Here is a 14660-nt window from a genome sequence, read left to right on the forward strand (position 1 = left end):
CCGGCGGGTGCCTGGTGACCGGCGGCCGTGCGGGTGGGCCGGGGTGGGGTGCAGGATGGCGGGATGGGACGGGCGACAGACCGACGGGGCGTACTGCGGATCGACCTGGACGCGGCGGTCGACGGGCGCGTAGCCGTCCGACGGCCGGACACCCTCGCGGTGGAGGAGCCGTTGGAGATCCGGGTCGGCGCGGCCGGTCCCGGCCGCCGAAAGCCTCTCGCGGTCACCATGCGCACCCCGGGCGACGATCTGGACCTGGCGATCGGGTTCCTGCTGACCGAGGGGCTGATCCGGTCGACAGACGATGTGCTGACCGCCCAGCTCTGCGCGGGCGCGGAGACTCCGAACACGTACAACGTCGTGGACGTGGTGCTCGCCCCCGGCGTGCCGGAACCGACCACCGACCCGTCCCGGAACTTCTACACGACCAGTTCCTGTGGGGTGTGCGGCAAGGCGAGCATCGACGCGATCCGGACGCGGTCGCTGTTCGACGTCACGGCGGACCCGCTCACCGTGCCGGCCGCACTCCTCGCCGAACTGCCCGACCGGTTGCGTGCCGCCCAGCGCGCGTTCGACCGCACCGGCGGGCTGCACGCGGCGGGCCTGTTCAGCCCGGCCGGTGAGCTGGTGGTGCTCCGGGAGGACGTGGGCCGGCACAACGCCGTGGACAAGGTGATCGGCTGGGCGGTGCGGGAGCGCCGGCTGCCGCTCACCGGGCACCTGCTGCTGGTGTCCGGCCGGGCCAGCTTCGAACTGACCCAGAAGGCGTGGATGGCCGGCCTGCCACTGCTGGCCGCGGTGTCCGCGCCGAGCACCCTCGCCGTCGAGCTGGCCGAGGAGGCGGGCATGACGCTTGTCGGCTTCCTGCGCGGCAGAACCATGAACGTCTACGCCGGCCCGCAGAGGATCACGGTCGACCAGCCGACCTGACAAGCCGTTCGCAGGTCTGTGGTCTCGCGGGTCGCCGGACTGGACAAGTGGAGTTTGATCGACTCGGGTTCGCTGATAACGGGGTATCCCGGTAGCGGGGATGCCCCGAGTTCCATGAAGTTGCGGTATTACCGAGCGTCCGGGCGGGCCCGTCAGCGCCGGCCACGTCGACGCCGCTTCCGTGGCCGGACGACGCCGGGCATCCCGACCGACGGCCAGCCGTCCAACTCGGACGGCGGCACGCCGCGCCGGAGCAGGTCGTCCAGGAGCAGGGCCAGCGAGTAGTCGGGGTGCAGGCTCAGCGTGCGCTCCAACGCGACCGCCGCCAGTGCCCCCTGCCCCGCTCGCCAGGCCGCGAACGCCAGCAACGCGCCCGGGGCGGCGGTCAGCTCCGGCTCGGCGCGGCGCAGCACGTCGGTCCAGAGGGCGATGTCCCGGTCGCGACCGTCGGTGCGCTCCCAGGCGTGGTCACGCACCGGCAGGTGACCCAGCAGCAGGCTCAACCAGGCCACCTCGTCGTCGTCGAGCCGCTCACCGCGCCGCTGTCGGCGTTGCGCCTCGCGGACCGCCGCCACCCCGGCGGAGCGCAGGGCCCGCCCGCCGAGGAGGTCGCTGTCGGGCGCCTGCTCGAGAAGTTCGACCAGTCGCCGTTCGGCCCGCACGGTGGCCGCGCGCAGCGCCTCGCGGGCCGGGCCGTCCACCGGCGACACCTGCGCCGCGAGGGCCGCCCGGTCGGGGAGCGCGACCTGGCCGGCGAACACGGCGGACGCGGTCACCGGGTTGGCCGTCGGGTCGTAGCGCCGGCCCTCGGGTGGGCAGCAGTCCGCCTCGGTGCACAGGTAGGACCACCACCTGCCGTCGGTCACCCGCAGCGCGTCGAGGACCTCCAGGCCGGCGCCGGTCAGGGCTGCCCGGACCGCGTCCACGCTCGGGGTCACCCGGTCGGGTGGCCCGTACCCCACGACGGTGGCGGCATCCGCGCCCTGTCGCTTGATCACCCCGGCCAGGTGTCGGGCGCGGTCGACCGGGTCCGTGGACGGATCGGGCAGATCGGCGCGGGCGGCGAAGATGATCTGCCGGCCGCGCAGGGCCACCGCGACCACGCTGTCGGCGGGATGGAAGCCGAGCAGGTACGGCACGGCGGCGAGCAGGTCGGCGGGTGAGCGGACGGAGAGCTTCGCACGTTCGGTCGAGGTCATGTCGGCAGCCTGCGGCGGACCCACCCGGCCGCGCCGCCCCTGTGGATGACACGCGGCTCATCCACAGCTACGGAGCGTATTCATGCAGGTGGACGTGTTTCGACATCCGCGCACGGCATCGCGCTGTCATGGGCAGCGGCTACCGTGCGCTGATGGACCTGGCGTACCTGCGCGCGCACCCGGCACACCTGCCGACGTTCCGGACCCATCAGCGACTCCGCGAGACGCCGGTCGCCGGAGGGGACATCTGCGCCGCCGCCCGGCTCACCCTGGACGACGGTCACTCGGTCTTCGCCAAGTCCTGGCCGGAGCGGGCCGACCGACCGGTGCCCGAGGGCTTCTTCGCCGCCGAGGCCGCCGGGCTGCGCTGGCTGCGGGAGGCCGACACGATAGGCGTACCCGAGGTGATCGTGGCATTGCCCGACCTGCTGGCGCTCGACTGGGTGGAGCCCGGCGAGCCGACGCCGGAGGCAGCCGAACGCTTCGGTCGGGAGCTGGCCGCCCTGCACCGGACCGGCGCGCCGGCCTTCGGTGCGGCCTGGGCCGGCTTCATCGGCGCGCTCGAGCAGGACAACACCCTCGACGAGGGTCCCTGGGCGACGTGGTTCGCCCGGCGTCGACTCACCCCCTACCTGCGGCTGTCGGTCGACGCCGGTGCGCTCAGCAGCGGCGACGCCGCGCTGGTCGAGCAGGTGATCGACCGGATCGGCGAGTTCGGCGGGGACGAGCCGCCGGCCCGGGTCCACGGCGACCTGTGGCCGGGCAACGTGCTGTGGGGCGCCGACGAGCGGGCCTGGTTGGTCGACCCGGCGGCGCACGGCGGGCACCGCGAGACCGACCTCGCCCAACTGGCGCTCTTCGGCGGCGTCGCACACCTGGATCGGGTGCTGGCCGCGTACCGGGAGAGCTGGCCGTTGTCCGACGGTTGGCGCGAGCGGGTGCCGCTGCACCAGCTGCATCTGCTGCTCGTGCACACCGCGCTGTTCGGCCGGGTCTACCGCGATGCGGTCGTCGAACTCGCCCGAGCCGCCCTGGGCAGCGTCGAGCGCGCTACGGTCGACCGGTGAGTGTCGCCCCACGCACCGACGGCGTCCTTGTCGACCGGTACGACCGTGTCGCGCGGGACCTGCGCGTGTCCCTCACCGACAAGTGCAACCTGCGGTGCACGTACTGCATGCCGGCCGAGGGGCTGCCCTGGTTGGCCGGCCCGGAGCTGCTCACCGACGAGGAGATCGTCCGGCTGGTCCGGGTGGCCGTCGAACGGCTCGGCGTGACCGAGGTGCGGTTCACCGGCGGGGAGCCGCTGATCCGGCCCGGGTTGCTGGGCATCGTGACCGCGGTGGCCGCGCTCGACCCCCGCCCACGGATCTCGCTCACCACGAACGGCATCGGTCTGGACCGGCTGGCGCCCGCGCTGCGCACGGCCGGCCTGGACCGGGTGAACGTCTCGCTGGACACGCTGGACCCGGCCCGGTTCACCCAGCTCACCCGCCGTCCCCGCCTCGACGCGGTGCTGGCGGGGCTCGCCGGGGCGGCCGCCGCCGGGCTCGACCCCGTAAAGATCAACTCGGTCCTGATGCGCGGCGTCAACGAGGACGAGGCACCGGCCCTGCTCCGCTTCGCGCTCGACCACGGCTACCAACTGCGGATCATCGAGCAGATGCCGCTGGACGCGCAGCACGGCTGGGACCGGAGCACGATGGTCACCGCCGAGGAGATCCTGGCCTCCCTGCGTACCCAATTCGATCTCGGCCCGGACCCGACCGAACGCGGCGCGGCGCCGGCCGAGACCTGGTTGGTCGACGGCGGCCCCGCCCGCGTCGGCGTGATCGCCAGCGTGACCCGGCCCTTCTGCGGCGACTGCGACCGCACGCGGCTGACCGCCGACGGCCAGATCCGCGCCTGCCTGTTCGCCACCGAGGAGTCCGACCTGCGGGCGGCGCTGCGCGGCGGCGCGACCGACGACGAGGTGGCGCAGCGGTGGCGCACCGCGATGTGGGGCAAGCGCGCCGGGCACGGCATCGACGATCCCACCTTCCTCCAGCCGACCCGGCCGATGTCCGCGATCGGAGGTTGACCTGTGGAGCCGAGACCGCTTACCGTCCGCTACTTCGCCGGTGCGCGCGCCGCGGCCGGCCGCCCCGAGGAGGTCGCTGCCGCCGGCCGGTCACTCGACGACCTCACCACCGAGTTGGCCCAGCGGCACGGCGACCGGCTCGCCGCCGTGCTGCGGGTGGCCAGTTTCCTCGTGGACGGCGTCGCCTGCCATGATCGTCGGGCACCCCTGCCGGGCGGGGCCACGATCGATGTCCTGCCCCCGTTCGCGGGCGGCTGAGGGGGGCGCGCACATGTTGGCGGTTCTGGGGTTCATGGGCGTCCTGGCGCTGGTCACCGGTCTCATCCACCTCTACCTGTGGAAGCGCCTCATCCGGGACACCACCACGCCGGGTCGCTGGCGGCGGGCCGGCGGGATCGCCGCCCTGGTGCTGGCGGTCCTCGTGCCGGCCACCCTCGTCGGCACGCAGGCCGGCCTCTACTGGCTGGCCTGGCCCGGCTACCTGTGGCTCGCGGTGATGTTCTACCTGCTGGTCACGCTCGTCGTGCTGGAAGCGCCGATGCTCGTCGCCCGGCTGGTGCTGCGCCGCCGGGTGACCGCCGCCGAGCCGACCACCGCCGCGCCCGAACCCGTGCTGGTCGGGGCCGCCGGGCCCGCCGATCCGCCGGCCACCGGCGCCGTCACGGCACCGGACCACGACCCGGCCCGCCGCCTGCTGCTGGCCCGCGGAGCCGCCATCTTCGCCGGCCTCACCGCCACCGGCATCACGGGGTACGGCGTCCGCACGGCGCTCGGCCCGCCCCAACTCGACCGGGTGCAGATCCCCCTGAGCAAGCTCCCGCGCAGCATGGACGGCCTGCGCATCGCCACCGTCTCGGACATCCACCTCGGCCCCCTGCGCGGGCGGGCGCACACCGAGCGGATCGTCGCCGCGATCAACCGTCTCGACGCGGACCTGGTAGCGGTCGTCGGTGACCTGGTCGACGGCTCGGTCGCCGAGCTGGGCCCGGCCGCCGCGCCGCTGCGTGACCTGCGTTCCCGGTACGGCAGCTTCTTCGTCACCGGCAACCACGAGTACTACTCCGGGGTGGAGGAGTGGGTCCAGGAGGTGGACCGTCTCGGCCTGCGGGTGCTGCAGAACCGTCGGCAGGAGATCCAGGCCCGGGGCGGTGTGCTCGACCTGGCCGGCGTGAACGACCTGGACGCCGACCCGGCGGGCACCGGCCTCGCCGCCGGGCCGGACTTCGCCGCCGCCCTCGGTGACCGCGATCCGAGTCGCCCGGTCGTCCTGCTCGCGCACCAGCCCCTCGCCGCGAAGCAGGCGGCCAGCTACGGCGTCGACCTGCAACTCTCCGGGCACACCCACGGTGGGCAGGTGGTGCCGTTCAACCTGGTCGTCGGCCTGGCGCAGCCGGTGGTCAGCGGTCTCGGCGAGGTCGACGGCACGAAGGTCTACGTGACAAACGGCGCCGGTTTCTGGGGCCCGCCGGTGCGGGTGGGTGCCAAGCCGCAGATCAGCCTCGTCGAGTTGCGCTCGGCATAGCGGACGTCACGTCCGCGCGTGGCGGAGGGCGGCCGGCGTGGCGGGCGTGACAGGATGCGGCGTGCCCCCGTTCAGCGCCGTACCCCCCGGTGGCCTCCCGCCCTTCGTCGCGGACCTGCACATCCACTCGAAGTACTCGCGCGCGTGCAGCCGTGACCTGACGTTGCCGACCCTCGGGTGGTGGGCGCGGCGCAAGGGCATCGCGCTGCTCGGCACCGGCGACTTCACCCACCCCGCCTGGTACGACCATCTGACCGAGACGCTGCGGCCGGCTGAGCCGGGCCTCTACCGGCTCGCCCCGGAGGCGGAGCGCGACATCGCCCGCCGGCTGCCGCCGCGACTCGCCGGCACGACCGACGCGGACGCGGTCCGGTTCATGCTGAGCGTGGAGATCTCCACCATCTACAAGCGGGACGACCGGACCCGCAAGGTGCACCACCTGATCTACCTGCCCGACCTGGAGTCGGTGGCCCGGTTCAACACCGCGCTGGGCCGGATCGGCAACCTCGGCTCCGACGGCCGCCCGATCCTCGGCCTGGACTCGCGGGACCTGCTGGAGATCACCCTGGAGGCGAGCCCGGACGGCTATCTCGTGCCGGCGCACATCTGGACGCCGTGGTTCTCCGCGCTGGGCTCGAAGTCCGGCTTCGACGCGATCGCCGACTGCTACGCCGACCTGGCCGAGCACATCTTCGCCGTGGAGACCGGCCTGTCGTCCGACCCGGCGATGAACTGGCGGGTCGGCAGCCTGGACGGCTACCAGCTCGTCTCCAACTCGGACGCGCACTCGCCGCCGGCGCTGGGTCGGGAGGCCACCGTGCTGACCGCCGAGCGGGACTACTTCGCCGTCCGGGAGGCGCTGCGTACCGGCGACGGCCTTGCCGGCACCATCGAGTTCTTCCCGGAAGAGGGCAAGTACCACGCGGACGGGCACCGGCTCTGCGGGGTCAACTGGACCCCGGAGCGCACCCGGGCCGCCGGCGGACGCTGCCCCGAGTGCGGCAAGCCCCTCACCGTGGGCGTTCTCAGCCGGATCGAGGAGCTGGCCGACCGCCCCGAGGGGCACCGGCCGGCGCACGCCCGGGACGTCACCCACCTGGTGCCGCTCGCCGAGATCCTTGGCGAGATCAACAAGGTGGGCGCCCGCTCGAAGAAGGTCGAGGGCCGACTCAACGAGCTGCTCGCCGCGCTCGGCCCCGAGCTGGAGATCCTGACCGCGACGCCGCTGCCCGACATCGCGCAGGCCGGCGGCGAACTGCTCGCCGAGGGCATCGGGCGGCTGCGGCGTGGCGACGTACGTCGGGTGCCGGGTTACGACGGCGAGTACGGGGTGATCACCCTGTTCGACCCGGCGGAGCTGGGTACGGGCGCCGGCACGGCACAGGAGACGCTGTTCGACGTACCCGTGCCGGCGCAGCGGCGACCCCCGGAGCCGGCGGCCAGGGCCACGGCCAAGCGCCCGGCGGCGGCCAGGGCGGAGCCGAAGCGCAAGCCGGCCCCCACGCCCGCGCCCCCGATCGCGTCGCCGCCGTCACCGCACGAACCGTTCGAGCCGATGCTGTCCGGCATGGAGGAGGTCGGCACCGGCCTGCTGGACCGCCTGGACGCCATGCAGCGGGTGGCGGCGTCCGCGCCGGGCGGGCCACTGCTCATCGTGGCCGGCCCGGGCACCGGCAAGACCCGGACGCTCACCCACCGGATCGCGTACCTGTGCGCGGAGCTGAACGTCTTTCCCGAGCACTGTCTCGCGATCACGTTCACCCGGCGGGCGGCCGAGGAGCTGCGGCACCGCCTCGACGGTCTGCTCGGCCCGGTCGCCGAGGACGTCACAGTGGGTACGTTCCACGCGCTGGGGTTGACGATCCTGCGGGAGAACGCCGACGCGGCGGGCCTGCCGGCCGGGTTCCGGATCGCCGACGACGCCGAGCGGGCAGCGGCTCGCTCGGAGGCGGGCGACGACGGCGCCGCCTACACGGCGTTGCTGCGCAAGCAGGACCTGGTCGACCTGGACGAGCTGGTGAGCCTTCCGGTGGAGCTGTTGCGGGCCGACCGCAAGCTGGTCAAGCGGTACCGGGACCGCTGGCAGTGGATCTTCGTCGACGAGTACCAGGACGTGGACGCGGTGCAGTACGAGCTGCTGCGGCTGCTCAGCCCCGCCGACGGCAACCTCTGCGCGATCGGTGACCCGGACCAGGCGATCTACTCGTTCCGGGGCGCCGACGTCGGCTACTTCCTGCGCTTCTCGCAGGACTTCACGGACGCCCGACTGGTCCGGCTCAACCGCAACTACCGCTCGTCGGCCCCGATCCTGGCCGCCGCCGTGCAGGCCATCGCGCCGTCCTCGCTGGTCCGCGGGCGGCGGCTGGATCCGGCGCGGCTCGACCCGGAGGCCCCCCTCGTCGGGCGGTACCCGGCGGCGTCGGTGGCCGAGGAGGCCGACTTCGTGGTCCGCACCGTCGACGAGCTGGTCGGCGGTCTGTCCCACCGTTCCCTGGACTCGGGCCGGATCGACGGCCGGTCCACCTCGCTGTCGTTCTCCGACATCGCCGTGCTGTACCGCACCGACGCGCAGGCCGCCCCGATCGTGGACGCCCTGACCCGGGCCAACATCCCCGTGCAGAAGCGCTCGCACGACCGGCTGCGGGACCGGCCCGGCGTGGCGGCCATCGCCCGCGAGCTGCGGCACGCCGACGGGCTGGCCGGCTCACTGGCCGCGCGGGTGCGGCTGGCCGGCCAGGTGGTCGCGGAGCGGTTCGCGGTGCCCACCCTGGACGGCGCCGGCACCACGGTCCGCCCCGACGACGTCCGCTCGGCGGTGGACCTGCTGACCCCGCTGGCCCGCCGCTGCGGCGACGACCTGGAGGCGTTCCTGTCCCAGTTGGCCACCGGCGCGGAGGTGGACGCGCTCGACCCGCGCGCCGAGGCGGTCACCCTGCTCACCCTGCACGCCGCGAAGGGCCTGGAGTTCCCGGTGGTCTTCCTGGTCGGCGTCGAGGACGGGCTGCTGCCGCTGCGCTGGCCGGGTTCGACACCCGACGAGGACGCGGTCGCCGAGGAGCGCCGGCTCTTCTTCGTCGGCGTGACCCGGGCCCAGGACCGGCTGTACGTCAGCCACGCCGCCCGCCGCACCCGCCACGGCGCGGAACGCGACTGCGCGCCGTCGCCGTTCCTCGCCACGATCGACCCGGGCCTGTTCGAGCGGTTCGGCGAAGCCGAACCACGCCGCCCCAAGGATCGCCAACTCCGCCTGATCTGAGCCACCCGGCGGCTGGGCGCCGTCGGCGTGGCGCGCTCGGGCCCATTCATGCCAACGAGCGGTATACCTCAGAGTCATAGTTATGACTGTGAGGTATGGCGCTCGTGCGGACGAGCGCCACAGGCGAGGTCACTGATGGTGATTGCCCCGCCGCCGCTGGGACCGGCAGCAGCGCGTCGGTGAAGCGATCCGGGCCGGTCAGCCGAGGAGCACGGCGAGCCACGCGCCGGCCAGCAGGGCCGGGCCGACGGGCACCAGCGTGTCGCGTCGGACCATCCGCGCCGCGAGCAGACCGAGGACCAGGGCACCGTGCAGCAGGTGCGGCAGGAGCAGCCCGGTGAGCAGGGCGTCCCGCCCCAACCAACCGAGCGGCAGGCCGAGGACGACTGCGAGTTTCACGTCCCCGAAGCCCAGCCGGGACCCCGGCAGCAGGGCCAGCAGCACGTGCGCCGCGCCCGCGACCGCCGCACCCCCCAGCGCGCCGAGCAGCCGGCCGGGAGTGCCGGCCAGCAGCGCCGCAGCGCTCAGCCCTGCGAGGGCCAGCAGCCCGGCAACGAGGACCAGCGGGTCGGGTAGCCGCAGGCAGGCCAGGTCGACCACGGCCAGCACCAGCCCCACCGCCGCCACCGCGAGGAGGACCGGCAGCGCCGGGTCGTCACCCCGCGCGACGGCGAGCCCCACGAACACCACGGCCGCCACCGGTGGGCTCGACCAGGCGCCACGCCGCAGCCGGGCCGGCATGGTCGTGAAGCGCCGGGCCAGTGGGGGTACGACGACACCGACCGCCCCACCGAGCAACGCCACCCCCACCAGCCCAGCGGCCGACATGGGCCGGACGTTACCGCCGGTCGGCCGTCGACGCGGTCCCCGATCGTGATCCCGCGCCCGTCCGACGGGGGCGTTCGGTGGTCACCACCAGGGCCACCCCGGCGACGATGACCGCCCCGCCGAGCAGCACCCGCGGAGTGATCGGCTCGGCCACCAGCAGCGCCCCGAGCCCCACGGCGACCGCCGGGTTGACGTACGCGTACGTCGAGACCAGCGAGATCGGCGCGTTCTGCAGCAGCCAGACGTACGCGGTGAAGGCCACCAGCGAGCCGGCCACCATGAGGTAGCCCAACGCCAGCCAGGACCGGGTGCTGACCGTCGTGGGGTGGAACTCGCCCAGCTCGCCCCGGCAGGCGGCGACGACGGCCAGGACCACCGCGCCGGCCACCATCTCGTACACCGTCGCGACGAACGGATCGGCGGGCATTCGGATCCGTCCCGACAGGAACGACCCGACCGACCAGGTGACGGCACCCGCGACCACCGTCAACGCGCCGACCAGCGGCACCGCGTCCGCGCTGCCGGCGGGCAGCACCAGCAGCACCAGCCCGACGAAGCCGAGCGTGACCCCGGCGAACGTCCAGACCCCGGGCCGGTCCCCGGTGGCGGAGCGCAGCAGCACCACGAGCAGCGGCACGGTCGCCACCAGCAGAGCCGCGATTCCGGACGGCACCGCCACCCCGGGCGGCCCGGACTCGGCGAGCACCACCAGGCCGTTGCCACCGGCGAGCAGGAGCACACCGACCAACGCTGCGGAGCCGAGCTGCCGACGCTGCACACGAAGCGCGCCCGGCCCTCGGCGCAGGCGCAGCACCACCGCCAGCACCAGGCCGGCGACGGCGAACCGCAGGGCGGCCGACAGCAGCGACGGCAGCGTCTCCACCGCGACGCGGATGGCCAGATAGGTGGAGCCCCACAGCACGTAGACCACGATCAAAGCGGTCCAGACCAGGGTTGGCGCGGCGGCGGCGCGGCGGCCGGACAGGGCGGCGGCGCTCGGTGGAGATGAGCTCATCGGTGGACCACGCTACGGTGACCTCGGAGTCGGCGTCGCGCATTGGTGGCCGGCCTCTCACCACATGTGCAGGAGGGCGGCATGACGAACTACGGACCACCGGGTGAGGGCTTCCGAGGCCCGTGGCGTGGGCAACGGCCCGACGAGACGCCCGGCCGGCCGCCGCAGCAGCCCTATCCGCCGGGCCCCGAGCCCTACCCGCCGACGGTCCAGTCCTACCCGCCCGCCCCGCAGGAGCGACAGGGGTCCCACGGCGACGGTCCGTACGGCGGCGCACCGGCGAGGCCCTACGGTGGCGGGCCCTCGTACGGCGGCGAGCGCGGGACCCCCTACGGGGCGGAGCCGTCCGGTGCGCCGTACGGCGGCGAGCCGGCAGCCGCGCCCTACGGCACCGGACGGTACGGCGGGGAGGCCGGGGCGCCCTACGGTGGCGCGTACCGGCCGGCCGAGGCGAATCCTCCGTACGGCGGGGAGCCCTACCGGCCCGACGGCGGCCCGTACGGTGGCGAGCCCTCACCCGAGCCGCCGAGGCGCGGCAAGGGGCCGCTGATCGCGGTGGTGGCCGTCGTGGTGCTGTTGGCTCTCGCCGGTGGCGGCGCGTACTGGTTCCTCGGCCGGTCCGACGACCCGGTCGCCCCGGCGGCCGCTCCGACCGGTTCGGCAGGTGTCGGGCAGCCCAGCGCGGACGTGACCGCGCCGGCCGAGCCGGTGCCGAGCGCCGCGGCGCCTGAGTCGTCGGCCGACCCGCGGTTCGTCAAGGTCGGCCAGTGTGTGCGCAACGACGGGGCTGCCGGCGGCAAGCCCAAGCTGCTGATCAGCGGCTGCACGGCGAAGTCGTACGAGGTGCTGCGGCGGATCGACGGCGCGACCAGCGGCGAACGCGACGCCGAGGCGAAGTGCGCCAAGGTCGAGGGCTACACCAACTGGTACTTCTTCGACAGCGAGCTGGACACGCTCGACTTCGTCCTCTGCCTGAAGCAGCGCTGACCACCCACCCCTGGGGATGAGATGACGACCTACGGACCATCGGGTTCCGGGCAGCCGGACGACCCGTACCAGCCCTCGCCGACCGGCCCCGACGGCCCGTCCCCGGTCGATCCGACGGTCCCCCAGTGGGGTCCGCCGCCACCGCCGCCACCGCAGCCGCCGCAGTGGGGTCCACCGCCGCAGCCCGCGCAGTGGGGCCCGCCACCGCAGCCCGCGGAGTGGGACGCGCCACCGGGGCCGTTCCCACCCGCCGGGCCCACCCCAGGCCAGCCGGCGACGCCGTGGGCCCCGCAGGCGCCCGGCGGGTACGGGATGCCACCCGCTCCGCCGCCGCCCGCCGGGTACGGCATGCCACCCGCTCCGCCGATGCCGGGCGCGTACGGGATGCCACCCGCCCCGCCGGCGAAGAGGCGTGGCGGGAAGATCGCCCTCATCGTCGTGCTGGTGGTCCTGCTCCTGGTCTGCCCCTGCCTCGGCCTCGTGGGCTGGGCGGCGTGGAAGGCGGCCGACAACGACAGTGACGCTGCCGCGCCCGCCCCGTCGCTGAGCGCACCCGTCGTCCCGCCGGTCCTGCCCAGCGACCTTCCGAGCCCCAACCTGCCGTCCCCGGACGAGGAGGAGTTCGCCAAGGGCGACTGTGTGGTCAACGACGGCAGCGAGGACGACGCGGACCTGCGCAAGGTGCCGTGCGGCCCGAACACCTACCAGGTGCTGCTGCGCATCCCGGCGACCACCGACGGGGACCGGTGCAAGACGCTCGCGCCGCAGGCGACCGCGAACTACGTGCACGACAACACGATCGACGTGCTCGACTACGTGCTCTGCCTGAAGAAGCGGTAGTCGATTCCACAAACTAGGGCTGTCTAGCGTCCACGCTAGACAGCCCTAGTTTTGTGTCGACGGCTGCAACACGCCGGTAGCCCCATCTATCCATATCTAGCTTCGCAGCTAGAGGGCCCGATACTCTGCGATGCGTGGATCCGGTCCGCAACCCGTACGCCCCGGGCGCCGGCCAGCGCCCGCCCGAACTCGCCGGGCGGGGGCGGGAACTCGACGTCTTCGACATCGTGCTGGAGCGCATCGCCCGCGGTCGGCCCGAGCGCAGCCTCATGCTCACCGGCCTGCGCGGCGTCGGCAAGACCGTCCTGCTCAACACCCTGCGGTCCCAGGCGATCAATCGACTCTGGGGCAGCGGCAAGATCGAGGCCCGTCCGGACCAGTCACTGCGCCGCCCGGTCGCCGCCGCGTTGCACATGGCGGTCCGTGAACTCGCCCCCCGGCACCGCGCCCCGGACCGGATCGACGCCTTCCTCGGGGTGCTCAAGGCGTTCGCCCAGCGGTCCGCGCCGACCGGCCGCGCCGGGGCCCCGTCGAAGCTGCGCGACCGCTGGCAACCCGGCATCGACGTGCCCGCCGCCAGTGGCCGCGCCGACTCCGGCGACATCGAGATCGACCTGGTCGAGCTGTTCAGCGACGCCGCCGCCGTGGCCAGCGACGTGGGCACCGGCATCGCGATCTTCATCGACGAGATGCAGGACGTGGGGCCGGAGGACGTGTCGGCTCTCTGCGCCGCCTGCCACGAGCTGTCCCAGATCGGTGCGCCACTGATCGTCGTCGGCGCCGGGCTGCCGCACCTACCGGCCGTGCTCAGCGCCGCCAAGTCGTACTCGGAGCGGCTCTTCCGCTACCAGCGCATCGACCGACTCGACCGGATCGCCGCCGACCAGGCGCTCTGTGCGCCGGCCGAGCGCGAGGAGGTGGAGTACGAGCAGAAGGCGCTCGACCTGCTCTACGAGAAGTCCGGCGGCTACCCGTACTTCGTCCAGGCGTACGGGAAGGCGACCTGGGATCACGCGCCACGGTCGCCGATCACCGCCGCCGACGTCCGGGTCGCCGCCCCGGAGGCCGAGGCCGAGCTGGCGGTCGGCTTCTTCGGCTCCCGGTTCGAGCGGGCCACCCCGGCCGAGCGCGAGTACATGCGGGTCATGGCCACGCTGTCCCTGGTGGAGGGCGAGTCCGGCGGCGTGGTCCGCGACGACATGGACGCCGCGGTGCCCACCGCCGAGATCGCCCGCGCCCTGGGCCGGAAGCCGGCCAGCCTCTCCCCGGCCCGCGACGCGCTGATCAAGAAGGGGCTCATCTACTCGGGCGAGCGGGGCACGGTGGCCTTCACCGTTCCGCACTTCGGCCGGTACCTGCGCACCCAGCCAACCTGAGCGCCGCGCCCGACGGTCAGACCCTGGACCAGGGCGCCGGGAAGACCACCTCGCCACGCGGCGGTGGCCCTTCCTCGCTGGTGGACGGCGGCAGCACAAGCGCCTGCCAGGGCTCCCCGAGCCCGGCCCACGGGCTGGTGAGACCCAGCTCCGCGGCCGGCTCGAAGCCGAAGCGGCGATAGAAGGCCGGGTCACCGAGGACCACGACCAGCCGCTCGCCCAGCTCGGTGGCGGCGTCCAGGGCGGCCTGCACCACCGCGCTGCCGTGCCCGACCCGCTGTCGGTGCGGCGCGACCGCCACCGGCCCGAGCGCCAGGGCCGGCGCGACGGCACCTCGATCGGGTCGCACCCGCACCCGGGTGAGCAGCGAGTATCCGACGACCTCACCGCCGTACTCGGCGACCATGGCCAGCTCGGACACCCAGGCGTCGGTGTCGCGCAGGTCGTCCACCAGCCCGACCTCCGGCGGCGTCTGCACCTCCGGGCGGGCGAACGCCGAGGCCAGCACCCGACGCACCGGGCCGGCGTCGGCCGGGCCTTCGGGGCGGAGCCGCAGCGTCGTCACCCGCGCGACGTTACCCGTGACGGGCCGTCCATCAGCGATGGTCGCTCGAATCGGCGTGGCGCACG

General features: G+C 74.1%; 12 protein-coding genes and 1 pseudogene. 9 read left to right on the plus strand and 4 right to left on the minus strand.

Translation table 11 applies throughout. The annotated features are described in order from the left end of the window. Nucleotides 1–63: 63 nt before the first annotated feature. Nucleotides 64–930 (plus strand): formate dehydrogenase accessory sulfurtransferase FdhD, encoded by an 867-nt coding sequence (fdhD, locus tag MILUP08_RS00780; protein ID WP_007453780.1) that lies wholly within the window; start codon nt 64–66, stop codon nt 928–930. Nucleotides 931–1082: 152 nt separating this feature from the next. Here the strand turns inward: fdhD and MILUP08_RS00785 are convergent, their stop codons facing one another. After that, nucleotides 1083–2129 (minus strand): DUF4192 domain-containing protein, encoded by a 1047-nt coding sequence (locus MILUP08_RS00785; RefSeq protein WP_007453782.1) that lies wholly within the window; start codon nt 2127–2129, stop codon nt 1083–1085. 152 nt (nt 2130–2281) lie between these two features. On the opposite strand from MILUP08_RS00785, the gene MILUP08_RS00790 reads away from it, so the two are divergent. From MILUP08_RS00790 to MILUP08_RS00810, 5 genes are all read left to right on the plus strand, one after another. Beyond that, a complete protein-coding gene (locus MILUP08_RS00790; RefSeq protein WP_039905111.1) occupies nt 2282–3196 on the plus strand; it encodes a fructosamine kinase family protein in 915 nt (304 codons plus the stop codon). Then, a complete protein-coding gene (moaA, locus tag MILUP08_RS00795; protein ID WP_007453785.1) occupies nt 3193–4206 on the plus strand; it encodes a GTP 3',8-cyclase MoaA in 1014 nt (337 codons plus the stop codon). Before MILUP08_RS00790 ends, moaA begins: the two co-directional genes overlap by 4 nt. Before the next feature lie 3 nt (nt 4207–4209). Then, the gene (locus MILUP08_RS00800; protein ID WP_007453787.1) at nt 4210–4464 is read left to right on the plus strand and encodes a MoaD/ThiS family protein; all 255 of its coding nucleotides are present in this window, start codon (nt 4210–4212) and stop codon (nt 4462–4464) included. Nucleotides 4465–4477: 13 nt separating this feature from the next. Then, nucleotides 4478–5728 (plus strand): metallophosphoesterase, encoded by a 1251-nt coding sequence (locus MILUP08_RS00805; protein ID WP_007453788.1) that lies wholly within the window; start codon nt 4478–4480, stop codon nt 5726–5728. A gap of 61 nt (nt 5729–5789) precedes the next feature. After that, a complete protein-coding gene (locus MILUP08_RS00810; RefSeq protein ID WP_039905024.1) occupies nt 5790–8984 on the plus strand; it encodes a UvrD-helicase domain-containing protein in 3195 nt (1064 codons plus the stop codon). A 198-nt stretch (nt 8985–9182) separates the two neighbouring features. Here the strand turns inward: MILUP08_RS00810 and MILUP08_RS00815 are convergent, their stop codons facing one another. Further along, nucleotides 9183–9812, minus strand: coding sequence for a prepilin peptidase (locus MILUP08_RS00815; RefSeq protein ID WP_007453790.1), 630 nt, complete (start codon nt 9810–9812; stop codon nt 9183–9185). Between the two features lie 10 nt (nt 9813–9822). After that, nucleotides 9823–10827 (minus strand): EamA family transporter, encoded by a 1005-nt coding sequence (locus MILUP08_RS00820; RefSeq protein WP_007453791.1) that lies wholly within the window; start codon nt 10825–10827, stop codon nt 9823–9825. Between the two features lie 516 nt (nt 10828–11343). On the opposite strand from MILUP08_RS00820, the pseudogene MILUP08_RS37245 reads away from it, so the two are divergent. The 3 genes and pseudogenes from MILUP08_RS37245 to MILUP08_RS00835 form a co-directional block, all read left to right on the plus strand. Beyond that, a pseudogene (locus MILUP08_RS37245) lies at nt 11344–11814 on the plus strand (LppU/SCO3897 family protein); the annotation flags it as partial. Between the two features lie 384 nt (nt 11815–12198). Next, nucleotides 12199–12654 carry an LppU/SCO3897 family protein gene (locus MILUP08_RS37250; protein ID WP_051065633.1) on the plus strand — a complete coding sequence of 152 codons (456 nt, stop codon included), beginning with the start codon at nt 12199–12201 and terminating at the stop codon, nt 12652–12654. Nucleotides 12655–12788: 134 nt separating this feature from the next. Further along, nucleotides 12789–14030, plus strand: a complete 1242-nt coding sequence (locus MILUP08_RS00835; protein WP_007453794.1) for an ATP-binding protein — start codon at nt 12789–12791, stop codon at nt 14028–14030. Between the two features lie 16 nt (nt 14031–14046). On the opposite strand, the gene MILUP08_RS00840 is transcribed toward MILUP08_RS00835, so the two are convergent. Continuing rightward, on the minus strand, nt 14047–14595 hold the full coding sequence (locus MILUP08_RS00840) for a GNAT family N-acetyltransferase (protein WP_039905025.1): 549 nt from the start codon (nt 14593–14595) through the stop codon (nt 14047–14049). Nucleotides 14596–14660: the final 65 nt, after the last annotated feature.

The sequence above is a fragment of the Micromonospora lupini str. Lupac 08 genome, from assembly GCF_000297395.2.
In the GTDB taxonomy this organism is placed as follows: Bacteria; Actinomycetota; Actinomycetes; order Mycobacteriales; family Micromonosporaceae; genus Micromonospora; species Micromonospora lupini.

Coding starts and splice junctions, on each gene's coding strand:
- fdhD (WP_007453780.1), top strand. CDS start 64: ATGGGACGGGCGACAGACCGACGGGGCGTACTGCGGATCGACCTGGAC.
- MILUP08_RS00785 (WP_007453782.1), bottom strand. CDS start 2,129: ATGACCTCGACCGAACGTGCGAAGCTCTCCGTCCGCTCACCCGCCGAC.
- MILUP08_RS00790 (WP_039905111.1), top strand. CDS start 2,282: ATGGACCTGGCGTACCTGCGCGCGCACCCGGCACACCTGCCGACGTTC.
- MILUP08_RS00805 (WP_007453788.1), top strand. CDS start 4,478: ATGTTGGCGGTTCTGGGGTTCATGGGCGTCCTGGCGCTGGTCACCGGT.
- MILUP08_RS00815 (WP_007453790.1), bottom strand. CDS start 9,812: ATGTCGGCCGCTGGGCTGGTGGGGGTGGCGTTGCTCGGTGGGGCGGTC.
- MILUP08_RS00820 (WP_007453791.1), bottom strand. CDS start 10,827: ATGAGCTCATCTCCACCGAGCGCCGCCGCCCTGTCCGGCCGCCGCGCC.
- MILUP08_RS37250 (WP_051065633.1), top strand. CDS start 12,199: ATGCCACCCGCCCCGCCGGCGAAGAGGCGTGGCGGGAAGATCGCCCTC.